The organism is Kitasatospora kazusensis (genome assembly GCF_039529945.1).
In the GTDB taxonomy this organism is placed as follows: domain Bacteria; phylum Actinomycetota; class Actinomycetes; order Streptomycetales; family Streptomycetaceae; genus Kitasatospora; species Kitasatospora kazusensis.
On sequence record NZ_BAAANT010000030.1, the window covers coordinates 43,222 to 65,587 of the forward strand.

Annotated in this window: 19 protein-coding genes; 9 read left to right on the plus strand and 10 right to left on the minus strand. The window is 74.3% G+C overall.

Features of this window, described 5'->3' with window-relative positions; genetic code table 11:
* Window positions 1–53 precede the first annotated feature (53 nt).
* Both ABD330_RS22770 and ABD330_RS22775 read left to right on the plus strand, forming a co-directional pair.
* The gene (locus ABD330_RS22770) at window positions 54–1,100 is read left to right on the plus strand and encodes a glycosyltransferase family 2 protein (RefSeq protein ID WP_344467799.1); all 1,047 of its coding nucleotides are present in this window, start codon (window positions 54–56) and stop codon (window positions 1,098–1,100) included.
* Between the two features lie 43 nt (window positions 1,101–1,143).
* Window positions 1,144–2,118 carry a class I SAM-dependent methyltransferase gene (locus ABD330_RS22775; protein WP_344467800.1) on the plus strand — a complete coding sequence of 325 codons (975 nt, stop codon included), beginning with the start codon at window positions 1,144–1,146 and terminating at the stop codon, window positions 2,116–2,118.
* A gap of 158 nt (window positions 2,119–2,276) precedes the next feature.
* Here ABD330_RS22775 and ABD330_RS22780 read toward each other — a convergent pair whose 3' ends face one another.
* Genes ABD330_RS22780 through ABD330_RS22795 form a run of 4 tightly spaced genes read right to left on the minus strand, consistent with a single transcriptional unit; the run spans window position 2,277 to window position 6,599 of the window.
* Window positions 2,277–3,068 carry a glycosyltransferase family 2 protein gene (locus tag ABD330_RS22780; RefSeq protein ID WP_344467801.1) on the minus strand — a complete coding sequence of 264 codons (792 nt, stop codon included), beginning with the start codon at window positions 3,066–3,068 and terminating at the stop codon, window positions 2,277–2,279.
* Window positions 3,065–4,522, minus strand: a complete 1,458-nt coding sequence (locus tag ABD330_RS22785; RefSeq protein ID WP_344467802.1) for an oligosaccharide flippase family protein — start codon at window positions 4,520–4,522, stop codon at window positions 3,065–3,067. Before ABD330_RS22785 ends, ABD330_RS22780 begins: the two co-directional genes overlap by 4 nt.
* Window positions 4,519–5,892: an O-antigen ligase family protein gene (locus tag ABD330_RS22790; RefSeq protein WP_344467803.1), complete on the minus strand. Its 1,374-nt coding sequence runs from the start codon at window positions 5,890–5,892 to the stop codon at window positions 4,519–4,521. Before ABD330_RS22790 ends, ABD330_RS22785 begins: the two co-directional genes overlap by 4 nt.
* Window positions 5,889–6,599, minus strand: coding sequence for a YveK family protein (locus tag ABD330_RS22795; RefSeq protein WP_344467804.1), 711 nt, complete (start codon window positions 6,597–6,599; stop codon window positions 5,889–5,891). The genes ABD330_RS22790 and ABD330_RS22795 overlap by 4 nt, the downstream gene beginning before the upstream one ends.
* A 181-nt stretch (window positions 6,600–6,780) precedes the next feature.
* On the opposite strand from ABD330_RS22795, the gene ABD330_RS22800 reads away from it, so the two are divergent.
* Both ABD330_RS22800 and ABD330_RS22805 read left to right on the plus strand, forming a co-directional pair.
* Window positions 6,781–7,449 (plus strand): hypothetical protein, encoded by a 669-nt coding sequence (locus tag ABD330_RS22800; protein ID WP_344467805.1) that lies wholly within the window; start codon window positions 6,781–6,783, stop codon window positions 7,447–7,449.
* A complete protein-coding gene (locus ABD330_RS22805) occupies window positions 7,446–8,255 on the plus strand; it encodes a WecB/TagA/CpsF family glycosyltransferase (protein WP_344467806.1) in 810 nt (269 codons plus the stop codon). Before ABD330_RS22800 ends, ABD330_RS22805 begins: the two co-directional genes overlap by 4 nt.
* Before the next feature lie 216 nt (window positions 8,256–8,471).
* Here the strand turns inward: ABD330_RS22805 and ABD330_RS22810 are convergent, their stop codons facing one another.
* From ABD330_RS22810 to ABD330_RS22830, 5 genes are all read right to left on the minus strand, one after another.
* On the minus strand, window positions 8,472–10,289 hold the full coding sequence (locus ABD330_RS22810) for a DUF4082 domain-containing protein (protein WP_344467807.1): 1,818 nt from the start codon (window positions 10,287–10,289) through the stop codon (window positions 8,472–8,474).
* 39 nt (window positions 10,290–10,328) lie between these two features.
* Window positions 10,329–11,588, minus strand: a complete 1,260-nt coding sequence (locus ABD330_RS22815; protein ID WP_344467808.1) for a glycosyltransferase — start codon at window positions 11,586–11,588, stop codon at window positions 10,329–10,331.
* A 108-nt stretch (window positions 11,589–11,696) separates the two neighbouring features.
* Window positions 11,697–12,518 carry an alpha/beta fold hydrolase gene (locus ABD330_RS22820; RefSeq protein ID WP_344467809.1) on the minus strand — a complete coding sequence of 274 codons (822 nt, stop codon included), beginning with the start codon at window positions 12,516–12,518 and terminating at the stop codon, window positions 11,697–11,699.
* A gap of 116 nt (window positions 12,519–12,634) precedes the next feature.
* Window positions 12,635–14,470 (minus strand): cellulase family glycosylhydrolase, encoded by a 1,836-nt coding sequence (locus ABD330_RS22825; protein ID WP_344467810.1) that lies wholly within the window; start codon window positions 14,468–14,470, stop codon window positions 12,635–12,637.
* The gene (locus ABD330_RS22830; protein ID WP_344467811.1) at window positions 14,470–15,762 is read right to left on the minus strand and encodes a hypothetical protein; all 1,293 of its coding nucleotides are present in this window, start codon (window positions 15,760–15,762) and stop codon (window positions 14,470–14,472) included. The genes ABD330_RS22825 and ABD330_RS22830 overlap by 1 nt, the downstream gene beginning before the upstream one ends.
* A gap of 248 nt (window positions 15,763–16,010) precedes the next feature.
* Between ABD330_RS22830 and ABD330_RS22835 the strand changes: the two genes are divergently transcribed.
* The gene (locus ABD330_RS22835) at window positions 16,011–16,802 is read left to right on the plus strand and encodes an aldolase (protein WP_344467812.1); all 792 of its coding nucleotides are present in this window, start codon (window positions 16,011–16,013) and stop codon (window positions 16,800–16,802) included.
* A 131-nt stretch (window positions 16,803–16,933) separates the two neighbouring features.
* Here the strand turns inward: ABD330_RS22835 and ABD330_RS22840 are convergent, their stop codons facing one another.
* Window positions 16,934–17,509: a helix-turn-helix domain-containing protein gene (locus ABD330_RS22840; RefSeq protein WP_344467813.1), complete on the minus strand. Its 576-nt coding sequence runs from the start codon at window positions 17,507–17,509 to the stop codon at window positions 16,934–16,936.
* A gap of 166 nt (window positions 17,510–17,675) precedes the next feature.
* Between ABD330_RS22840 and ABD330_RS22845 the strand changes: the two genes are divergently transcribed.
* The 4 genes from ABD330_RS22845 (at window position 17,676) to ABD330_RS22860 (ending at window position 22,364) form a co-directional block, all read left to right on the plus strand.
* A complete protein-coding gene (locus ABD330_RS22845; RefSeq protein WP_425555613.1) occupies window positions 17,676–18,479 on the plus strand; it encodes a DUF4389 domain-containing protein in 804 nt (267 codons plus the stop codon).
* Between the two features lie 64 nt (window positions 18,480–18,543).
* Window positions 18,544–19,071 carry a CU044_2847 family protein gene (locus ABD330_RS22850; RefSeq protein WP_344467815.1) on the plus strand — a complete coding sequence of 176 codons (528 nt, stop codon included), beginning with the start codon at window positions 18,544–18,546 and terminating at the stop codon, window positions 19,069–19,071.
* Window positions 19,072–19,074: 3 nt separating this feature from the next.
* Window positions 19,075–21,396: a VMAP-C domain-containing protein gene (locus ABD330_RS22855; RefSeq protein WP_344467816.1), complete on the plus strand. Its 2,322-nt coding sequence runs from the start codon at window positions 19,075–19,077 to the stop codon at window positions 21,394–21,396.
* Window positions 21,393–22,364 carry an AAA family ATPase gene (locus ABD330_RS22860; RefSeq protein ID WP_344467817.1) on the plus strand — a complete coding sequence of 324 codons (972 nt, stop codon included), beginning with the start codon at window positions 21,393–21,395 and terminating at the stop codon, window positions 22,362–22,364. The genes ABD330_RS22855 and ABD330_RS22860 overlap by 4 nt, the downstream gene beginning before the upstream one ends.
* Window positions 22,365–22,366 lie beyond the last annotated feature (2 nt).

The window sequence follows — 22,366 nt, forward strand, 5'->3', positions numbered from 1 at the left end:
GGGGCGGACCGCCCACAGCCCGCCGCCTCCCCCACCGAAAGGACGACACCGTAGTGAGCACCGTGAGCGTGGTGATCCCGTGCTACAAGTACGGGCACTATCTCGCCGACTGCGTCAGCAGCGTGCTGGACGAGCAGCCGGGCGTCGACGTCCGGGTCCTGATCATCGACGACTGCTCGCCCGACGACTCGGCCGAGGCCGCGCTGAAGCTGGCCGCCGGCGACCCCCGGATCGAGGTCCGGGTCCACGAGGTCAACAAGGGGCACATCGCCACCTACAACGAAGGCCTGCTGGGGTGGGCCGACGGCGACTACACCGTGCTGCTCTCGGCGGACGACCGCCTCACCCCCGGCGCGCTGACCAGGGCGGTCGCGCTGCTGGACGCCCACCCGGAGGTCGGCTTCGTCTACGGCCACCCGATCCACTTCCAGCACGGCTCACCGCTGCCCCCGGCCCGTACCGAGCTGCGCGGCACCACGGTGTTCCCCGGCAAGTGGTGGCTGGAACGCCGGTTCAAGGAGGCGCACGGCTGCATCACCTCCCCCGAGGTGGTCGTCCGGACCTCGCTCCAGCAGGAGGCCGGCGGCTACGACCCCGAACTCCCGCACGCCGGGGACATCGAGATGTGGATGCGGCTCGCCTCGCGTGCCGACGTCGGCTACCTGCGCGGCGTCGACCAGGCGTACTACCGCAAGCACGGCGGCAACATGTCCGCCACCGAGTTCGGCGGCCAGATGGACGACCTGCGCCAGTGCAAGGCCGCCTACGACGCCGTCGTCACCGGCTGCGCCGACCGGCTCCCGGACGCGGCCCGGCTCGCCGACACCGTCAACCGCAAGCTGGCCCGCTTCGCACTGCGGCGGGCCGTCCGCGCCTACGACCGGGGGCGCACCGCCGAGGTGCCCGAGGCCGAACTCGTCGCCTTCGCCGCCGAGTGCTGGCCCGCGTACCGCAGCCTGCCCGAGTACCACGGCCTCCAGCTGCGCCGGAAGGTCGGCGCCCGGGTGATGCCCTACCTGCAACCGCTGATCCTGACCGCCGTGGTGGCCAAGGTGCGGGAGCGGCTCTGGTGGCGCTCCTGGCGCCTGCGCGGCATCTGAGAGTTCTCGGCGGGTCGGACAGCTGAAGTTCGGAGAGGGAAACGTGTTCGGGAATCTGGTCAACCGTCATGACGCACTCAGGGTCGGCCGCAAACTGCGCCGGGGACAGCTGGACAGGCTGGTCTCCAAGGTGCGGGTGCGCGGCACCGAGCGGGTGGTGACCCACTGGTCCGCGGTGGACCCGTCGTTGCAGGAGTGGTGGGCCGTCCCGGCGGTGGTCCGCCGCTGGAACACCTTCGCCAGCGGTGACCCGGAGGTCGGCTTCCCGGAGCACGTCGCCCGGACCTGGCTGTCCGGCCGCACCGGCCTGCGCGCGCTCTCGCTCGGCTGCGGCACCGGCGGCAACGAGGTCATCTGGGCCGGCACCGGCGCCTTCGAGCAGATCACCGGGGTCGACATCTCCCCGGACCGGATCGAGTACGCGACCGGCCAGGCCAAGCAGCTGGGCTTGGACGACGTGCTGAGCTTCCGCACCGCCGACGTCAGCGAACTGCTGCGGGCCGGCGAGAAGTACGACATCGTGCTGGGCCTCCAGTCCCTGCACCACTTCGACCGCCTCGACGAGACGATGGACCTGATCGCCGGGCTGCTCAACCCCGGCGGGCTGCTGATCGTCGACGAGTTCGTCGGCCCGACCAAGTTCCAGTGGACGGACGGCCAGCTGCGCGCGGTGGACGCCCTGCTCGCCGAACTCCCCGAGGAGCGCCGCAGGCTGGCCGACGGCCGGCTGAAGCGCAGGGCGGTCCGCCCGAGCCTGCTGTCGATGCGGCTGGACGACCCCTCGGAGGCGGTCGACGCCGCCCGGCTGCTGCCCGCGCTGCGCGAGCGCTACCAGGTACTGGAGGAACGCCCTTACGGCGGGACGGTGCTGCACGTCGCCCTGTCCGGCATCGCGCAGAACTTCCGCGACGGCACCCCCGCCACGGCGGCCCTGGTGGAGCGCTGCTTCGCGGCGGAGGACGCTGTCCTGGCGGAGCTGGGGCACGACTTCGTCTTCATGGTCTGCGAACCCAGGTAAGAGGCTCCGCCCGTAGGCAACAGGTCAGCCACATCAGGGGCGCGAGGAACTGCGCGAGATCGGAAGGGTGCGGGCCTGTTGCCTTCCGATCTCGCGCACGCAGTTCATCCAGCAGAGCCTCGCGCCCCTGGATTCGTGCATGGTCGACCGGGCGGGGATCAGTCCGCCCAAGTGCTCCAGTAGCTTTCGGGGTTGACCAGGTACCGCACGGTCGGCACCGGCAGGTGGGCCACCGTGCGGCTGCGGCTGTACCGGAAGACCAGCTCCCAGTCCTCGCGCGGGACGACCTGCGGGGGCCGCCGCAGCCGGCTGAACCGCAGCGACCGGGTGCGCCGGGCGACCACCGCGTTGGTGTCGAGGAAGCCCTCCTCCGCCGCGTGCCGCCGGTCGAAGGGGACGGAGAGCACGTCCAGCTCGCTGCCGTCCGGCCGGATCCGCCGCAGCGCGGTGTAGACCGCGTCCGGGCCGCCGGGTGCCCGCAGGGCGGCCAGTGCCACCGCGAGGTGGTCCGGCTCCCACTCGTTGTCGTCGTCGAGGAAGGCCACGAACGTCGACGAGGTCAGCCGGATCCCCACGTTGCGCACCACCCCGGCCACCGCGGTGTTCCGCTCCAGGCTCACCGCGAACAGCCGTGGATCGTCCGGGAGTTCGGGCAGGCCGGCGCCGTCGTCCACCACGATCACCACCTGGTCGGTGACGGTCTGCGCCAGGGCCGCCGCCACCGCCCGCCGCAGGCCCTCGGGCCGGCGGAAGGTCGGGATCACCGTCGCCACCAGGGCGGTCGGACGCGGCCCGAGGGCGGCGGCCAGGCGGCGTACCTCGGCGTCCTCCCGGCGGCGCAGGCCGACAGCCGTCCAGCCCAGCACGGCCTTGTTCCGGGTCTCCATCAGCCGCAGGAAGCCGAAGGTGTCGCGCAGGGCCTGCTTGCCCCGCCGCAGGACCGCCGTCATCGGAGTTCGCCTTCCAACTGCGGGGCCGGTACCGGGACCGGCGCCGGATCGGTCTTCAGCAGCCGCCGCATCGGCAGCACCACCGGCACGTAGGTGGCCAGTGCCACCGCGCCCGCCACGAACATGCCCCAGCGGGTCCCGCCGCACCAGCGGAAGACCGCCAGGGACTCCGCCGCCATCACCAGCCCGCCGAGGAACGGCCGGGTACAGGCCCGCAGCACCACCCCGCCCCGGATGCCCGTCCGGCGCAGCCCCCAGACGAAGGCGGGCGCCGCCACCACCGCCGCGACCACCAGGTGGCCGGCGCCGACCCCGGCGATGCCCCAGAGGTGCGCGCCGAGCAGCAGCGCCGGGACGAGTGCGGCCAGCCACATGCCCTGCACGCCGATCAGCGAACTGCGCCGCCCCGCCGCCGCCAGGCAGTCGTACGCCAACTCGTAGGCGATCCGCAGCAGTCCGAGCAGGGCGAGGAAGCGCAGCACGTCGGCGGCGGGTGCCCACTTCGCGCCGTAGATGGTGTCGACGGCCGGAGCCGCGAGGGTGGCGAGCAGGACGCACGGCGGTACGGCCGCCGCCATCAGCAGGCCGAGCCCGCGCCCGAACGCGTCGGAGAGCGCCGCGGGGGAGTCCGCCACCCGGGAGAAGCCGGCGAAGGAGATCCGCCGGGCCGCCTCCGAGATGCTGCGGACGGGCCAACTGGAGACGTTGAACGCCAGTTGGTAGAAGCCGAGCGCGACCGGGCCGAGCAGCGCGCCCGTCACCACCGAGTCCACGTTCAGCATGGCGAGCACCAGCAGGCTGGCCCCGGCCAGCGGCAGTCCGAAGGCCACCAGGGCCCGCGCCTCGGCGCCCTTCCAGCCCGGCCGCAGCGCCCCGGGCACCGCGACGGCGCAGCCCGCCAGCCCGCACAGGTTGCCCGCCAGCGCCCCCCACGCGAAGCTCATCGCGCCAGCGCCGTGGTAGGCGAGGACGAGTGTGGTCACCGTGGTGACCAGGAAGTTGAGCAGGTCCAGCACCATCCGGGCGCCTTGCCGGAACTCCCGCGCGATGATCTGGTTGGGCACGCACGCGACGCCGTCGATGACGACCGACAGGCAGAGCACCCGCAGCATCGAGGTGGCGTCGGGGGAGCCGAGCAGCCGGGCGGTGACCGGGGCGGCGAAGTACAGCACCCCGTACAGCGTGGTGCTGGACAGCACCGAGAGGGTCAGCACGGTCGGCGCGAACTCCCGCACGTCCCGGTCCCAGCGGACGACCGCCAGGCTGACGCCCATCTCGTTCGCGGACAGCAGCACGCCGAGCGCGACCATGCCGGTCGCGTACAGCCCCCACTCGCGCGGCCCGAGCACCCCCCGGGCCAGCACCACGCCGGCCGCGAAGTTGCCGATACGGATCACCACGGTGTTGAGCAGGCTCAGCCGGGCGCCCGACCGTACCCTGTCGGCGAGCGTCACCGGCCGGCCCCCGTCGAGTCCCCTGCGGGGGAGGGGAAGCGGCAGCTCCCGAGGAAGCTGCCGCCCGCGCCCAGCAGGAGGAAGAACATGCCGGCGAACATCGGGAACCCCAGGGAGTCGAAGGTCGCGCTGGTGACCAGGGCGACGGCGGCGGCCGCGACGAAGCACTGCGCCAGCTCGCGCGAGGAGTCGTCCCGGCACAGGCGGCGCGCCGCGCCGCCGGTGTGCAGGCCGGTGAGGAAGACGAACAGCAGCGCCAGGATGCCGAACACGCCGAGTTCGGCGGCGGTCAGCAGGTACATGTTGTCGGTGAAGAAGTAGAGCTCGGGCAGGAAGGTGCCCATGCCGTGGCCGAACCACGGCGAACTCTGCATGTACTCCCAGATCTTGGCGTAGTCGCCGGTCCTGGCCTGGGTGCTGCTGTCGGTGTTGCTGAAGAACGAGCTGAACAGCCCGGTCAGGGTGGACAGCAGGCCCGGCACCGCGACGCCCATGCCCAGCACCCCGGCCCCGACGGCGCCCAGTACGTAGCCCCGGCGCCGTGCCGACCAGGCGGGCAGCAGGGTGAACAGCGCGACCGCCACGCCGATGATCCCGGTCCGCGAGATCGACAGCGGCAGCGCGCCGCCGATCAGCACCACCGGCAGCCAGCGGCGCAGCTTGCCCGAGGCGAACCGCGCCGGGTCGAAGGCCTGTTGGACGGCGAACGGCAGCAGCATCGACAGCATCCCGCTGAACTCCAGCGGGTGTCCGGTGGTCCCCCGGGGCCGGGTGAAGGCACCCCGGCTCATCGGCGCCACCCCGGCCGAGCTCTCCTGCAGGCCCGGGATGTGCAGCGAGGCCGCGATGTTGGTGTGGGTGAGGAAGTCGTACCAGCCGAGCAGCGCGACGATGCTCGCGCAGACCACCAGCCGGCGCAGCAGCACCTCCAGCCGGGCCCGGTCCCGGATGCCGGCCGAGGAGACCACCACCAGGCTCGTCCACACCAGTAAGGCGATCAGCCCCCGGTCGGCGCCCTGCATCTCCTTCGTGATGGCGGGCCGCCCGGCGCAGGCGATGTACCCCAGCAGGATCGCCGACGCGTACACCACCATCGCCCGGCGCGGCGCCCGGGTGCCCTTGGCGGGCGTGATGCGTTCGGTCAGCCAGGCCGCCAGGAACCACATCAGCGCCATCAGGGCGACCACGTTGGCCGGGGTGCCCACGCCGCCCATGCCCGGCAGCACCAGGTTGGACGGGATGAACATCGCCAGCAGCACGTAGCCGGTCAGCACGGTCACGGCGTCCACGCCGTACGCGCCCCGCGGCGCGGCGGCCGGTAACGGCCGGGCGGGGGCCTGCGCCTTGGTCAGGACGTCCCGGTCCGTCATGCGGTGCTGCTCCCGGCGGGTACCGACTCCTGGGCCTGGGCGGGCAGTTCCTCAGCGGCCTGCGCGGCGCGCCTGCGACGCCCGAACCAGGCCCGCCGCCGGATGCCGAGCAGGTTCTCGGTCAGGAAGGCGGACAGGAAGGCGATGGCGAACCCGCCCATCGCGATCAGCGCGACGGACTGCAGCTTGCTCTTCGTCTGCGCCTGCGGCGCCTGCGGCGGCACGATCACCGTGGAGGCGATCTGCGCGCCCGCCGGGGCCTGCTGCTCGCTCTGCATGGTCTTGAGCTGCTCGGCGGTGAAGGTGTTCAGGATGTCGATCGACTTCCGCACCTGCACCGGGTCCGTGCCGGTCACCGTCAGCGTCAGGAACGGGCCCATCGCGTTGTCGGCCAGCTTCACCCCGTACGTGCCGGTGAGCCCGCGCTTGGCCAGCGCCTTGGCGGACTCGTCCGAGGCGAGCCGGCGGCCGAGGAAGTCGGCCGTCACGGTCAGCGCCTGACTGAAACTCAGGAACGGATTGCCGTTGTTGGGCGGTAGCGCCGCCACGTCCGGCGAATTCAACAGTGATATCGAGCAGTCCGACTGGTACGTCGTAGGCAGTACGGCGTTGGCGACGGCCGACAGGCAGATCGTGATCACCACGATCGGCAGTGTGACGTACCAGCGCTTGCGGATCACTCGTAGGACCTCGCGCATGTCCAACATCTCTCCCCCTGGGGCCGTGCCTTCCCCCAGTGTCGCAGTGCTTCTGGGCAGGACCGACCGGCTCCCTCAAGCCACCCCGGGACGAGCGTAGTTGGAACGGCGATCCGGTGGAGAACAATCCTCGAACTGCCGTCATCCCGTTCGACGGGGTGAGAGCATGACCGTCGGGGTGGGGGTGACCGTGTCTTTCCGTCAGGTTCTGCGCGCGCTGGTGCGCCGTTGGCTGGTGCTCGTGCTCGCGGCCGGGTTGTCGCTGGCCGGGGCGCTGGTGGTGGTGAAGCCCGGGGTGGTCTACATGTCCACGGCCGTGGTCCGGGTGAAACCGCCTGAGACCCGGCAGGACCCGACCGGCCTGACCGACTTCCGGCCGTCGCTGGCGATCATCGGCGCCGCCGTGGTCACCGTACTGAAGAGCCAGTCCGGCGCGGCCGAACTGCGCCGTGCCGGGGTCAGCGGCGCGTACGACCTGGCGCCGCGCAACACCGGTACCACCAAGACCGAGGCGTACGTGGTGCCCACGGTGGAGATCAGCGTGCGCGGTACCGACCCGGAGCAGGCCGACCGCGAGGTCGACATCGTCATCAAGGCCTTCGGCGCTCATCTGCGGACGATGCAGGACGGCCTGAACGTCCCGCAGCAGCGCTACATCACCAGCGACGAACTGGTCCCCGCGACCGCTCTGCCGGTGATGGGCGTCAAGAGCCGGGGCCTGGTCGGCGTCGCCGCCCTCGGCCTCGTCGGCGGGGTGGCCGCGGCGCTCTGGACGGACGAGTACCTGCGCGGCCGCCGCCCCCGGACCAGGGCGCCGCTGCTGCGGCGCCGCACCATGCCCAGGGGAGTGGCGACTTGACGGGAACGTACGGAACCGGACGCGCGGGGGAGGCCGGGGAGGCCCGGCGGATGGTCCTCGGCGGGACACCCGCCGACGGCTGGGACCTGGCCGGCCTGCTGCTGCGGGTGAAGGACCGGCTCACCGGGCCGCCGGCGCGGCCGCTGGTGGTCGCCTCCAGCAACCTCGACCACCTGCACCACTTCGGCCGGGGCGGCGCCCACGCCGGAGTGGTCGAGCGGGCCGAACAGGACGCCGACTGGCTGGTGCTGCTCGACGGCATGCCGCTGGTCTGGCAGGCCCGCCGGCTCACCGGCAGCCCCTGGGAACGGCTCACGGGGGCGGACCTGCTGCCCGACCTGCTCTCGGTCGCCGCCTCGGCCGGCGCCCGGGTGGGCTTCCTCGGCGGACAGCCGGAGACCCACCGGCTGCTCGCGGCCCGCCTCGCCGAGGAGTGGCCCGAACTGGTGGTCGCCGGGTACTGGGCCCCGAGCCGGGCCGAACTCACCGCGCCCGGCGGCGCGGCGGAGCTGGCCGGGCAGGTCCGGCTCGCGGCGGTCGACCTGCTGGTCGTCGGCCTCGGCAAACCCCGCCAGGAGGCCTGGCTCGCCGACCACGCCGTCACCAGCGGCATCCGGGTCGGCCTCGCCGTCGGCGCCGCCGCCGACTTCCTGGCCGGCGTGGTCGACCGCGCCCCCGACCGCTGGCGCAACAGCGGCCTGGAGTGGCTCTACCGCCTCGTCCTCGAACCCCGCCGCCTGGCCCGCCGCTACCTCCTCCAGGGACCCCGGGCGGCGTTGCGCCTGCTCCTCGCCTCGCGCGGCTGAGAGGTCCCTGCGGGGGCTGTGCGCACGCGGGCAACCGGACCGGGCGGGGGAGATGTTCGCGCAATCGCGCACCTGTGGGGGGGCCTGTTCGCGCAGTTCTCCCCCAGCCTTCGGCCGGGAGGTGCCCCCACGCGCCCCTGGAGGACCCCGATCCTGAAAGGGAGCCCCGCATCCGTAGTCGTGCGGGTTCCCCCTCGGAGGGAACCCGCAGGCAGGTCAGCCCAGCGTGTACGCGTGGGGCTGGTAGGCCGTGAAGGTGTCGGTGAAGGTGCCCTGGTGGGCGGTGAGGGTACGGCCGTCGTCGGTGCGGACCGGGCCGGTGTACCCGCCCGGGACGGTGAAGGTGGCGGTGGACGGGCCGCCCTGGGGGAGGGTGGCGCTGTCGGTGGCCACGGCCAGGACGGCGGTGCGGCCGCCCGCCCGGCGCAGGGTGGCGGTGACCGGTGCGCCCCTGGTCGTCGCGCCGACCAGGACGGGCGGGGCGTTCCAGTACGCGGCGTACGTCCGGGCGTCCGCGTCCACCGCCTTGACGGTCGCGGCCGAGGCCGCGTCCCGCAGGCAGGCGTCCACCTGGGGCCAGGACACGAAGGAGTGGCAGAACCAGCTGATCCCGGTGGCGCCGTTGACCAGCGCCGCCCAGGCCGCCGCGCGGACCTGGGCCGGTGAGGCGGCCTTCGCGCCGGTCGGGGTGGCGGAGCCGGCCTGCATCTGGACGGGTGTCTCCAGGAAGACCCAGACCGGCTTGCCCGGCGAGAGCAGCCTGGTCCGCGCGGCGGTGGTCCCGTACGTCCGGACGCCCTTGGTGCCCGCCGGGGAGGACGGGTCGCTGACGCCGTAGAAGTCCACCGAGACGATGTCGGCGGTGGCCGTGTACTGGCTGAAGTCCGTCGGGCAGCCGGGGCTGCGGGCCCCGCCGGCCACCCCGGTACCGAAGTTGACCAGCACCGGCCGGGTGGCGTCCTGCCGCCGCAGGCTCGCGGCGAAGCCCGCCAGCTGCGCCGGGGGCAGGCAGCCGGCCCCGGTGGCGGTGCCGTCCGGCGCGTTCATGTCCGGTTCGTCGGCCAGCTGGTAGCCCGCCAGGGTGCCGCCCCCGGCCTGCGCCGCCCGGGCGGCCAGCGGCAGGTCGGCGGTCGTGCACGGCCACTGCGCGGCGCCGCCCGCGCCGCCCGGCGCGGGGTCGCAGGCGTGGCCGCCGGCGATCACCGCCATCCCGGCGGCGGCCGCCGCCCGGATCTGCCCGTGGTCGTCGGCGGGCCAGCCCCACAGTCCGACGAAGGTGTTCACGCCGAGCGCGCGGAAGGCGTCCGCGTCGTCCGCGCCCTGGTACGGCGTGACCGGGTCCTGCATCCAGACGCCGACCGGCAGCCGGGACGGATCGCTCCAGGCTGCGGTGGCGGCCCACTTGGACCAGTACGCCGGGGTGAAGGCGTCGGGCACGTGGGTCACCGACTCGTCGGGGGAGAAGACCACGTCCACGTAGTAGTCGGTGTTCAGGTGCGACTGGCCGGGGAAGGCCGTCGCCGTGCCGCTCGCGAAGCCGCCGCCGACCGCCGTGAGCGGGCCGGAGGCCAGGACGACCGGGCCGCCGTCGAAGGCGTCCGGCGCGGCGGCGTAGTGCCCGGCGGGCGCCAGGTAGGACACGGTGTACGTCGCCCCGGCGGTGATCCGCACCGGCTGGGAGAGGTCGGCCTGCTGCCAGCCCGTGTCGCTCTCGTGCGCGAACGCGACCTGGGCCAGCTGCCGGCCCTGGGCGTCCCAGAGCGCGCCGACGTGCACGCCGGTGTTCCCGGCGCCCTTGTAGAACCGGATGCCGGTCACCACGCCGGGCAGGGTCGAGGTGAACCGCACCCCCAGCGTGGTGGCGGCCGGGTCGTCGAAGGCGGGTGTCTGCGGCACGGCCGACCCGAAGATGCCGGTCGGCGCCCCGGCCGGCCGGGCCGGGGGCGGCGGCGGGTGGTGCACCCCGCCGCCCGGGGTACAGGAGCTGAGGCCCAGCAGGGCCAGGGCCAGCACTGCTGCGGTACGACGTCGCACGCGGATCTCCTAGCCGGCACCGGATCAGGTCACGGGTGGTCAGACCTGCGGCGCGCCCTCGACCAGTGCGAGCAGGTCGCCCGCGCGTGCCTGCCACGAGTCTGCCGCCACGGCGGCCCGCCGCAGCTCCGCCGCGCGGACCTCCTGCTCGCCGGACCGGTCCGCCTCCGCCAGGGCCGCCCCGACGGCGGCGACGAACGCCTCGGTGGAGTCCGCGACGGCGATCTGCCCGGCGTAGCGCCGTACTTCGGGGAAGTCGGTGCTCACCACCGGCAGGCCCAGCGCCAGGTACTCCTTGAGCTTGATCGGGTTGCAGTGCCGGACCCAGTCGTTGTCCAGCCACGGCATCAGGGCGACGTCGAAGCCGCGCCCGTAGGCCGGGATCTCCGCGTACGGCTTGAAGCCCAGGTGGTGCACGTTGGGCAGCGCGGTGAGCGCCGCCAGGTCGTGCGTGGTGGACCCGACCAGCACCAGCTGGGCGTCCGGGTACTCCTTGGCGACCCGGGCCAGCAGGTCGAAGTCGACCACGAAGTCGTCCAGCGCGCCGAAGAACCCGATCCTCGGGTGCGGGACGGCCGCCAGGTCGGCCGGCTCGGCGGCCGGCGCGGCGAAGTGCTCCAGGTCGACGCCGTGGTCGAGGAACACCGCGCGGTCGCCGGTCAGTTCGCGCTCGGCCGTCATCAGCTCGGTGCTGACGTAGAGCACGTGCCGGGCGCGGCGCATCAGGCTGCGCTCCAGCAGCTCGACCGAGGCCGTGTCGGCCTCGGGGAAGGCGGAGTGCCGGTCGGAGCGGTTGTAGACCAGCACCCGGTGCGGCAGGTGCTCGACCACGTCCGCCGCCGTCGGGATGGTGGCCACGACCACCTCGGTGGCCATGCCCAGGCTCCGGGCCGCCAGCCGGACCTGCCAGGCGATCAGCCGGGCGTTCAGCGCCCGCGCCGTCGCGCTGCCGTAGAACGGCAGCAGCACCGGCGTCATGACCGCGAACCCGGGAATCTCCGGCACCGGCCGCTGCACCTTGCGGGCCATGCTGCGGGCCTTGCGCAGGATCCGGCGCAGCGGCTGCGAGCTGCGCCCCGGCAGCGGCATCCGCATGGCGATGCTGTTCACGAAGAGCACCGGCCGCTGCCGGGCCAGGTTGAGCATCAACTGCACGTCCGAGTGGGCCCTGTTGTGGTACCACCAGTCCTGCGCGGCGAAGCAGACGTAGCCGTTCGTCCGCGTCTTCCCGCCGCTCGTGCGCCCGCCGCCCACGGTGCCTCGGCCCATGTTGCCGCCGCCCACGTCACTGCCCCCCACGATCCCGGTCTCCCTCCGGTCCAGACCCCCCGGTCCCGGCCAGGTTAGCGGCCGGGGGTCCTGTTGTGGGCGGTTCGCCGGATTCGGCCGCCGGGCCGGCCGGCCTGCTCAGCTCTTGATGAACTCCAGGAGGTCGGCGTTGAGTTCGTCCTGGTGGGTGACGAACAGGCCGTGGCTGGCGGTCGGGTACTCCTTGTAGGTGCTGTGCGGGACGAGCTGTACCGTCCGGCGCGCGGTCAGGTCGACGTCCGCGGCCGAGTCCGCGGCGCCGTGGACGATCAGCACGGGCACGGTGATCTCCCGCAGGCCGGCCCGGAAGTCGGTGGTGACGTGGCTGCGGAACAGCTCGGTGGTCGCCCGGGGGGAGGCCGAGAGGCACTGCGCGATCGTCCACTCGATCAGCGCGGGCGACACGGCGTTGCCCAGGTGCGTCCCGTACCAGACCTGCGCCTGCTGGGCGAACCAGTTGGGCCGGTCCCGGCGCAGCTGGGCCAGGGAGCCCATCAGCACCGCCTCCGGTGCGCCGTCCGGGTTGTCCTCGGTCTGCATCAGGAAGGGCAGTGTCGCCGAGACGAAGGCGACCTTCGCCACCCGGCTCTCGCCGTGCCGGGCCAGGTAGCGGGCGATCTCGCAGCCGCCCATCGAGTGGCCCACCAGGGTGACCTCGCGCAGGTCGAGGCGTTCCAGCAGCGCGGCCAGGTCGTCGGCGACCGTGTCCATGTCGTACCCGCCGGACGGCCGGTCCGAGCGGCCGTGGCCGCGCCGGTCCAGCGCGATGCAGCGGTAGCCGCGCTCGGTGAAGTACGGGATCTGGTACTCCCACATGTCGGCGTTGAGCACCCAGCTGGAGACCAGGACGATGGGCTGCCCCGTGCCGTAGTCCTCGTAGGCGAGCCGGGTTCCGTCGGTGCTGGTCTCGAAGTACGGCATGTCGGCGCTCCTGCCGGTCGCGGTGTCCGGGGCGGGTGTTCCGCCCCTGGAACAGGAGTCTGCCGAGTCCGTGCGTACAGCGAATCAGTCATCCGTAGGTAACCCCGGCAGGCCCCTCAGACGCCGCCGGTCCGGGCGAGCGCGGTGAGGGCCGCGAGGGCGGCCTTCGGGGTGCCGTCCTGGCGGACCAGGCCGAACGGCCCGGCGGTGCCGCCCGCGTCGCTCCAGCAGAACAGGAAGACCGGGCCGACGAACGGCCACGGATCGGAGCCGAGCGAGCCGGAGCCGGCCGGGACGCCGACGGTGATGGACCGGAAGACCTGGCTGATGATCGCCGCCTGGGTGGGCTCGTCGACCTGTCCGTACGCGGTGGCGACGCCCGGCGGGGTGAGGGTGGCGGACCGGCCCGTGGCGGCCGCGACCGCGCTGCCCCAGAGCTGGCCGGCCGGGCCCTGCACGACGCTGCCGGCGGCGTAGGAGTGGGCCGGGGTGAACCCGGTCACCGGGACGGTGGTGGCGGCCGCCGTGGCGGTGGTGACCGCCGCGGAGGTGGTCACGGTGAGCGGGGCGGGCACGGCCTGGACGGTCAGGACCGTCCCCGCCGGGATGGTCAGGGCCGTGCTGGTGGCGGCGAGTTGGAGCGACGTGGCCGGTGTCCCCTTGGCGAGGCCGGCCGCCAGGGTGCCGACGGGCGGCAGCACCGTCCACCCGCTGCCCGGGCTCACCGCGCCGACGTAGCTGCCGGCGGGCAGGCCGGGCGCGGCCAGCTGGTAGCCGAGGTCGGCCGCGGCGGCGCTCGGGCCGCTGACGGCCAGCGTGCCGGCGGTCGCGGCGGCGGCGGGCCAGGACACGGTGGCCGCGCCGGTCGGCGCGCCCACCTCGGTGATCCACATCGGCTTCGCCCCCTCGCCGTTGTCCTTCATGATCTGGCGCAGCGCCGGGACGGTGGCCCAGCCGCCCCAGACCGCCGCCTGAGCGGCCGGCAGCAGCGGCTGGGTGTACGGGTGGATGGCCAGCGCGTCCCACATCGGCCGCCCGGCGGCGCGGGCGTAGGCCTGGGTGAGGAACACGTCCGGCGGGTACTGCACGTTGCCGGTGCGGACGGTGTGCCCGGTGGCCGCCGGGACGGCGGGGAAGGCGCCGAGCCAGGCGGGCGGGACGACGGTGTAGCCGAGCCCGGCGGCGGCCGAGGTGATCACGGTGCCGACCGGCCAGCCGTCGGCGGTGCCGGTGAGGATCCCGTACGCGTCGGCGGCCGTGGCGGTCGGGCAGCTGACGGTGGCGGAGACCGCCCCGGCGGGGACGGCGGCCCAGGAGGCGGTCCGCGCGGTTCCGGCGGTGCCGAACTCGGTCGCGGTGGCCAGGGTGCCGCCCAGTACCAGGGCCTTGGGGTCGGCGGCCTTGATCGCCGGGTAGGCGGCGACCGCGAGGTCGGCGAAGCCCCAGGGGGACTGGTAGCCCCACCCGGCGGCCGTGTTCGCGCCGGTGTCGAGGTTGGGCTCGTTCCACAGCTCGAAGACGTGCACGCCCTTGGCGGCGTAGTGGGCGGCCGCCTGCCCGCAGTACTCGGCGTACAGCTGCGGGTCCGGGGTCGGCCAGGGGCTGTTCAGCGGGGCGGTGCCGGCCGCCCGACGGGCCCAGACCGGGGACTCGTTGAGCAGCACCACCAGGTTCATGCCGCCGGCCAGCATGGCGTCGGCGGTGACGTCGGGGTTCGACCAGTCGAACACGCCCTGGCTCGGCTCGACCGTCCACCACTCGGCGTCCATCCGGACCCAGCTGATCCCGGCGGCCCGCATGCTGGCGATCTCGGACTGCCGGGCGGACGGGGACAGCGCGGCGAACCAGTTCTGGTAGCCGGAGCCGAGTGCGACGCCGATCGCCAGGTTGCCCGGCCGGGCGTCCGGGCCCTTGGCCCGCGCCCAGCCCCGGGCGGAGAAGGTGCGCAGCATCAGTTCACCAGCCTGGTGATCCAGCTCGCCCCGCCCGCGGTGCCGCTCGCCCCGGAGCCGGCGCCCGCGCCGCCCGGGCCGCCGGTGGAGGCCACCGCGCCGCTGCCGCTGTAGCTGCTGTGGACGAGCATCAGCGGTCCGCCCTGACCGCCGCCGCCCCCACCGGCGTTGCCGCCGGCCGCGGCGCCGCCCCGGCCGCCGTAGGAGATGATCGAGCCGTTGTTGACCAGGTTGCAGGCCGCGATGAACAGCGGGCTGCCGCCCGCCCCGCCCGCGCCGCCGGCCGCCGAGCCGTCCCCCGCGCCCGCCCCGCCGCTCGCGCCGCCGGGGAAGAACTGCGTGGTGCCGGTGACGTTCGGGCCGAACGCGGCCATCTGCGCGGCCCAGGGCAGCGCCCGGGGCAGGCTGTACCCGGCGGGCAGCGAGGAGACCCCGGCCGCGCCCCCGGCGGTCGCCCCCGACTTCGCCGCGCCGCCCTGGCCGGCCGACTTCCCGCTCTGGCCCAGCACGTTGGCCCCCGCCGCGCCGGCGCCGGTGCCCCCGGCCGGACCCCACGCGCCGGGCAGCAGCGAGCCGCCGGCGGCCTTGGCCGCGCTGCTGTTGGTGTAGACCGCCACGCCGCCGGTGGCCGCGATGCTCACCAGGCCCGAGCAGAACAGCCGGAACGGCGGGGTGTCACCGCCGCCCAGCTGGAGTGTGATCCCCGGCGCCACGGCGAGCGAGGAGAGGTAGACGTCCCGCAGCAGCCAGTAGTAGCTGCCGGACTTGCCGAGGAAGGACGGGTAGGTGGCGGTCCCGTCGAGGACGGCCGGCCCGTCGCTGCCGTCGCCGTAGACCCCGAACCCGCCACCCGCCGAGGTGCCGCCCTGGCCGTAGACGGTGCTGCCGTTGTCGTCGCTGAAGAAGCAGCTGATGTCGACCTGGTGCGGTCCGGTCTGGAACAGCGGCGGGGTGCCGCCGGGCAGCCAGGTCACCCCGGAGAAGCTGATGGTGTGTCCGGTGCCGTCCTGGGTGGCGATGACGGTGGGCTCCGTCGCCACGGACCCGGTCGGCCAGTTGGTGAACGTGAAGACCGTGTCGCCGGTGACCGTGCAGGTGAAGGTGGCGGCCGCCGAGAGGTCCAGCACCGCGCTGCCCGACACGTTGCCGAGCGCGACGGTGCTGGTGCTCGGGTAGACGGGCGTGGCGGCGGTGGCCGCGGACGCGGTCGGGGCGGTGACGGCGCCCGCCCCCAGCGCGGCACCTCCGACGCCGGCGGCGGACAGCAGGATGGAGCGACGAGTCGTACTCACGCGGTCAGGACCCCCGAGGACAGTGCCGGTATCGGCGAGTACGTTACTGGACCGGCTTCCGTCGATGGAACACGGGTTCGATCACCCGGGGGGCTCGGGTGGGGTGCGCGGTGACGGGGCAGGGTCGACACAGGACACCGTGTGTCCTATCGTCGACAGAGTGTCCTGACGATGCGTCATCGACGTATCGAGGATGCGTCACCGATCCGTGAGGAAGCGTCACCCGACCCGGGGGAGAGAAGGACGTCATGGCAGACACGTTCGGTGCCGGCAAGGCGGACCTGGTCGACCTGGCCCACCGCAGGATGCAGACCGAGATCGCCGACAACACCTGGACGGCACGGGAGAAGCTGGCGCTCACCTGCCGCATCCTGTTCGACGCCGGCCACGACTCGGGCCTCGCCGGGCAGATCACCACCCGGGCGGAGGCCCCCGGTACCTACTGGACCCAGCGCCTCGGGCTGGGCTTCGACGAGGTGACCGAGGCCAACCTGCTGCTCGTGGACGAGGACCTGAACGTCCTCGAAGGCGACGGGATGGCCAACCCCGCCAACCGGTTCCACAGTTGGGTGTACCGGGCGCGGCCGGACGTCAACTGCATCATCCACACCCACCCGCTGCACGTCTCGGCGCTCTCGATGCTGGAGCAGCCGCTGGCGGTCTCCCACATGGACCTGACCCCGCTCTACGACGACTGCGCCTTCCTGCCGGAGTGGCCGGGCATCCCCGTCGGCAACGAGGAGGGCGAGCTGATCACGGCGGCCCTCGGGGACAAGCGGGCGCTGCTGCTGGCCCACCACGGCCAACTGGTCGCCGGGGCAACGGTCGAGGAGGCGTGCGTGCTGGCGGTGCTGTTCGAGCGCGCCGCGAAGCTCCAGCTCATGGCGATGGCGGCCGGGACGATCCGCGAGATCCCGCCGGGGCTCGCCCGCGAGGCGCACGACTGGACCAGCACCCACAAGCGCAGCCAGGCCTCCTTCGCGTACTACGCGCGCCGTGCGTTGCGGGGGCACCCGCTGTGCCTTGGCGGCTCCGCCTAGGCCCTTCGGGGGTGGGTGGGGGCCGTGCGGGCGGGGGAGTGCGGGTTCGTGCCTTCCGAATCGCGCAGTTCTCCCCCAGCCTTCGGCCGGGAGGGGCCCCCACGCGCCCCTGGACCCGTGCCGAGGCGCGGCTAGGGGAGTTCGGGGACGTGGTCGGTGGGTTGGGCGGGGGCGTCGTGGATCACGATCAGGACGGCGGCGGGGTCCTCGCCGAGGCGTCTGGAGCGGTGCGGCAGTTCGGAGTTGAAGTAGACGCTGTCGCCGGGGCCGAGCGGGATCCGCCGCTCGGGGAACTCCAGCTCGACCCGGCCCGCGTGGACGAAGAAGAACTCCTCGCCCGCGTGGGACTTGAACGGTGCGTCCGCCGGGTCGGCCGTCGGGTACATCATGAACGGCACCATCCGCTTGCCGCTCAGCCCGGTGGCGATGCCCTCGTAGTGGGCGGCACCGGGGGCGGCACCGGCCGTGAACGGCGTCCGCTCGCCCGCCCGGACGACCGTGACGAGCTCGGGCTCCACCTCGTCCGAGAACAGCCGGCCCACGTCCACCCGGAGGGCGTGCGCCAGCCGCAGGGCCGTCGAGATGGACGGGACGCTCACCCCGCGCTCGACCTTGGAGAGGTAGCTCTTCGTCACCCCCGCCTGGGCGGCGAGCGCCTCCAGGCTGAGCCGGTTCTGCCTCCGCAGTACTCTCAGACGACTGGTCATGCGGTGCCTCCCACCCCGGAATCCGTGATCCAGTATCCCACCGTCCCGGTGCCGCCCGGCCGCCGCTGCCGCCACCTGTACGGCCCACCGGCCGGGCCGACCGGCCGTCGGGCTGTCAGTTTGGGAACGGACAGCGGACTTCGCGGCACAGAGGGAGCAGGCCATGGTGGCAGCAGGCGTGTGGAGCGTCCCCGACCCGGGGCAGGCCGAGTGGCTGCCGGTGCTCGACATCCCCGAGCCCGCGCCGCAGCGCCGGCTCACCGTGCTGCTGCGCTGGCTCCTGCTGCTTCCCCAGTTCGTCGTGCTGTGGGTGCTCTCGATCGTGGCCACGCTCGCCGCGATCGTCGGCTGGTTCGCGGCGCTCTTCACCGGGCGGCTGCCCGAGCCGGTGGCGGGGTTCCTGGCCGGCTACGTCGGCTACCAGGCCCGGGTCGCCGCGAGCGCGATGCTGCTGGTCGACCGGTATCCGCCGTTCTCGCTCGCCGCGCCCGCCGGCCACCCCGTGCAGATCGAGCTCCGCCCGGGGAGGCTGAACCGGCTGGCCGTGCTGTTCCGGCTGATCCTGATGTTCCCCGCCGTGATCATCGAGAGCCTCGTCTCCAGCGGCTGGTTCGCGCTGTCCTTCCTGATCTGGCTGGTGGTCCTGATCACCGGCCGGCTTCCCCGGCCGCTGTTCGAGGCCACCGCCGCCACCCTGCGGTACTCCGTGCGGCTGAACTCCTACGTACTGATGCTGACCTCGGCCTACCCGAAGCACCTGTTCGGCGACGCCGCGCTGTACCCGGCGACGGAGCAGGTGTACTCCGCCACCCGCCCGCTGCGGCTCAGCGGCTGGGGCACCGCCTTCCTGGTGCTCTTCCTGCTGGCCGGGATCGGTTCCGACATCGCCTCGTCCTTCGGGACCACGTCGGGTGACAGCAGCAACCCCGCCGTCCGGACCGCCCACGTCACGGGCCACCGCGCCCGCTGACCGGCCCGGGCCGGATTGTCGGAACCGGCTGCGCGGATGATCAGGACTCGGCAGAATCGTCGTCATGTCGGACTACATCGAGTTCTCCTTCGACGACGGATCGTCAGTCATGCTGCGAACCTTCCCGGTATCCCGGGAGCAGCCGGAGGCCCCCCAGCCGAGCCCGCAGCCCCAGCCGAGCCCGCCGCTCGGCGCGCCCCCGCTGCCGCCGGGCCTCGGCGGCGCCCGCCCGGTGGGACGGCCGGCGGGGGAGGGCGAGCAGCCCGCGAAGGTGACCCGGCTCGCGCAGGACGCGCTGCGCAGTGCGCTGCGCCCGCTGGTGCCGCTGCTCCAGGAGGTGCACAGCACCATGGCCTCCGTCCCGTACCGGCCGCACGAGGTGTCGGTCGAGTTCGGCGTCCAGTTCGGCTCCGACCTCAAGCTCGGGATCGTCAGCGGCAGCGGTGAGGCCAGCCTGACGGTCTCCGCGACCTGGCAGCTCCCGCCGCGCACCCGCGCCGTCGGCGAGCCCGCCGAGAGCCCGCACGCCCTGGGCGAGAGTGCCGTGGGCGAGAGCGCCGTCGCCGGTGTCGCGCTGCCGCAGGCCCGCTGAGTCGTGGGGTGGTTCGACCTCGACGCCGACAGTGCCGAGCCGACGCTGCGGGCGGCGCTCGCGACCGTCCTGGACACCTCGGCGGCCCGGCCGGTCGGCGGCGGGGTCTTCCTGGCCGGCCGGTCCGTGCTGACCTGCGCGCACGTGGTGAACGCGGCCCTGGGGCGGTCGATGTTCGAGCCCGGCCACCCGGGTGACGCGGTCATCGGGCTGGTCTTCCCGGGCGGCGGCGCCGACGCGGTGGTCCGGACCTGGATCGCACCCCGGGCCCCCGGCGGCGGCCCGGCGGTGCCCGGCGCGCCCGAATGGCAGGGCGACCTCGCCGTGCTGGAGCTCACCACCCGGCTCCCCGGCCGGGTCCGCCCGCAGCGCTGGAGCCGGATGGCCCGCAGTCAGAAGGTCCGGGCCTGGTACGGCACCGGACACCGGGTCTCCTACGTCGACACCACCGTCAAGGTCTGCGAGCCGGACGCCTCCTACCTCGACGCCGACGCCGCGACCGGTCCGGGCATCGAGCCGGGCTACAGCGGCGGCCCGCTCTGGTCGTACGAGCAGGAGGCGGTGGTCGGCCTGGTGGTCGGGCAGCTCTACGGGACGCAGGACGGGCCGGGCCGCAGTTACGCGGACCGCGCCTTCGCCCTGTCCTGGCAGACCATCCGGACCGAGTTGGAGCACGCGCTCGGCCCCGCCGGGCTGAGCGCCCTGCTGCCGCCCGAGCCCGGCGCCCGGCCGGTCCCTCCCGGCCGGGACGCGCACCGCCGACTCGCCTTCCTGGTGAGGGAGTTGCTGTCCGACCCGGCGGAGCGCGGCCTGCACGCCCGGTACGTCGCCGAGGCCTGCGGCCTGCCCGCCGGGCCGGCCGGCAGCGCGCCCGAGCCCGAGCTGCTGGCCGGGACGCTCTGCGCCGCGCCGCGCGCGCTCGCCGCCCTGGTGGAGAGCCTGGTGCGCGAACGCCCGGCCGACGCCGAGCGGTTCCTCGCGGCGGGCCGGGCGGCCGGAGCCCCCAAGCTGCTCTCCCCGGGCGAGTACGACTGGCTGGTCGACCTGCTCGGCGAGCAGCCCGGTCCCGGCCTCGCCGAGGCGGCGCGGGCGGTGCTGCCCGCGATCGTCCTGCCGCGCCAACGCGCCGGGGCGGAGCGGGACTTCGCGGAGGCGCTGATCGAACGGCTGGAGGCCTACACCGGCGGCAACTCGGTCGCCGCACCCGGCCGGCCCCGCCCGCCCGCCCTGCTCAAGGTCGCCGAGTACGGCGCGGCGGCGCTCGACCAGGCCGCCGAGGCGGCCGACCACGGTGCGGGCGAGTGGAGTACGGCCGACCGCAGCGGGGGCGAGGAGCTGCGCTCCTGGTCCCGGCGGGTCGCGCGCCGGCTCGGCACGCCGCGCGCCGTCCTGGACGAGTACGCCGCCGAGGCCGCCGAGTGGGCCGCCCGTGGCCGGGCGGCCCGGCTCACGGCCGCCGCGCCGCGCGTCGCGGTCCGGCTGACCCGCTACGAGCACGGCAGCCGGGGTGCGGCCGGGCGGTTCCGCTGCGCGCTGTGGACCGACCCCGGCGACGGCGAACTGCGCGCCGTCCCGCACCCCGGCTCGCACCCGCTCGGGCCGGACGAGGTCGCCGGGCTGGTCCGCGCCACCCTCGCGGTCTGGGACGAGCCCGAGGAGTCCGGCACCGGCGACCGGCCGGGCCCGGTGGTGGAGTTCTTCCTCGACGAGCCCGAACTCGGCCTGCCCGCCGAGGAGTGGGACAGCGCCGACCCGGACGACCCGCTGGCCGACGGCGAACCCGAACCGCTCGGCATGGCCCACCCCGTGGTGGTCCGGCTGGCCGCCTCGCTCTCGCCGCTGCGCGAGCGCGAACGGGCCAAGGCGCTGCGCCGCCGCTGGCTCGGCCGGGACCGGGGCGAGCCGCTCCGGCTGACCGCCGGCGGGCAGGAGCCGCGCCAGGTCAAGGGCGCGGTCTACCGCGACCTGGACCTCGCCCGGATCGTCGTCGGCACCCCCGACCGGGCGGGCCGCCCGGCCGTCGCGGCGCTCTGCCTGCGGCTCGGCGTCCCCGTGGTGCTCTGGGACCGGCACGCCGTGGGGGAGACCCCGGCGGCGCACTTCGGCGAGATCGCCCCGGCCGGCCCCGCCGACGGGCTGCCCGAACGGGTGCGCAGCTACCGGGCCGCCGCCTGGGCCGACGCCACCGGCTGGCCGGCCCGGCCGGTGCTCGCACTGGAGGACCCGCACCGGCCGCCGCCGCCGGTGCTGGAACTCGCCGACCCGGACGAGGACTGGGCGCAGGACGGTTTCGACAGCAGCTACGAGGAGACGAGCACGGTATGAACAGCCGGCCCCCCGCCCCGGACTGGCGCCTGTTCCAAGGCGACGGCGTCCCCCGCATGCCCGCCATGCCCGAGGCCCCGCCGTGGCGCAGCTTCGGCCGCGTCCCCGAGGAGCCCTCGGCCCAGGTGCCGGCACCCCGCCCGTACCTGATCAGCCGCGCCGAGGCCGACGTGGTCAACGCCGCCCTCCACCTGCGCCGGCCGCTGCTCGTCACCGGCCACCCCGGCACCGGCAAGTCCTCGCTGGCCTACGCCATCGCCCGGGAGCTGAGCCTCGGCGAGGTGCTGCACTGGCCGGTCAACAGCCGCTCCTCCCTCCAGGACGCGCTCTACCGCTACGACGCCATCGGCCGGCTGCGGGAGAGCACGCTGGTGCGCGAGCGCGGCGGCACCGAGCCGGACATCGGCAGCTTCCTGCGGCTCGGGCCGGTCGGCACCGCGCTCGTCCCGGGGAGCCGGCCGCGCGCACTGCTGGTGGACGAGCTCGACAAGGGTGACGTCGACCTGCCCAACGACCTGCTCACCGTCTTCGAGGACGGGGCGTACGAGATCCCCGAGCTGTCCCGGCTGCCCGAGGAGAGCGCCGAGGTGGAGGTGCTCACCGCCGACAGCGACGGCGGCCGGGCCAAGGTGGTGCGCGGCCGGGTCCGCTGCTCCGAGTTCCCGGTCGTGGTGATCACCAGCAACGGCGAGCGGGACTTCCCGCCCGCCTTCCTGCGCCGCTGCCTGCGGCTGGACCTGCCCGACCCGGACGAGCAGCGGCTGCGCGACATCGTCGCCGCCCACCTCGGTCCGGACGCGCTCACCCGGGCCGAGGACGTGCTGACCGCCTTCCTGGAGCGCCGGGCGCACGGCGAGCTGGCCACCGACCAGCTGCTCAACGCGGTGTTCCTGCGCAAGGGCGGGCTGAGCCTGGACGCCGACGGGCTGCTGGACGCGGTGCTGCACCGCCTCGGTGGGGCGGTCTGAGC

Bases quoted from the DNA above. Each gene is read 5' to 3' on its own strand.
- ABD330_RS22780 (WP_344467801.1), bottom strand. From the start codon at position 3,068: ATGACGGCGGTCCTGCGGCGGGGCAAGCAGGCCCTGCGCGACACCTTC.
- ABD330_RS22790 (WP_344467803.1), bottom strand. From the start codon at position 5,892: ATGACGGACCGGGACGTCCTGACCAAGGCGCAGGCCCCCGCCCGGCCG.
- ABD330_RS22795 (WP_344467804.1), bottom strand. From the start codon at position 6,599: ATGTTGGACATGCGCGAGGTCCTACGAGTGATCCGCAAGCGCTGGTAC.
- ABD330_RS22820 (WP_344467809.1), bottom strand. From the start codon at position 12,518: ATGCCGTACTTCGAGACCAGCACCGACGGAACCCGGCTCGCCTACGAG.
- ABD330_RS22825 (WP_344467810.1), bottom strand. From the start codon at position 14,470: ATGCTGCGCACCTTCTCCGCCCGGGGCTGGGCGCGGGCCAAGGGCCCG.
- ABD330_RS22835 (WP_344467812.1), top strand. From the start codon at position 16,011: ATGGCAGACACGTTCGGTGCCGGCAAGGCGGACCTGGTCGACCTGGCC.
- ABD330_RS22840 (WP_344467813.1), bottom strand. From the start codon at position 17,509: ATGACCAGTCGTCTGAGAGTACTGCGGAGGCAGAACCGGCTCAGCCTG.
- ABD330_RS22850 (WP_344467815.1), top strand. From the start codon at position 18,544: ATGTCGGACTACATCGAGTTCTCCTTCGACGACGGATCGTCAGTCATG.
- ABD330_RS22860 (WP_344467817.1), top strand. From the start codon at position 21,393: ATGAACAGCCGGCCCCCCGCCCCGGACTGGCGCCTGTTCCAAGGCGAC.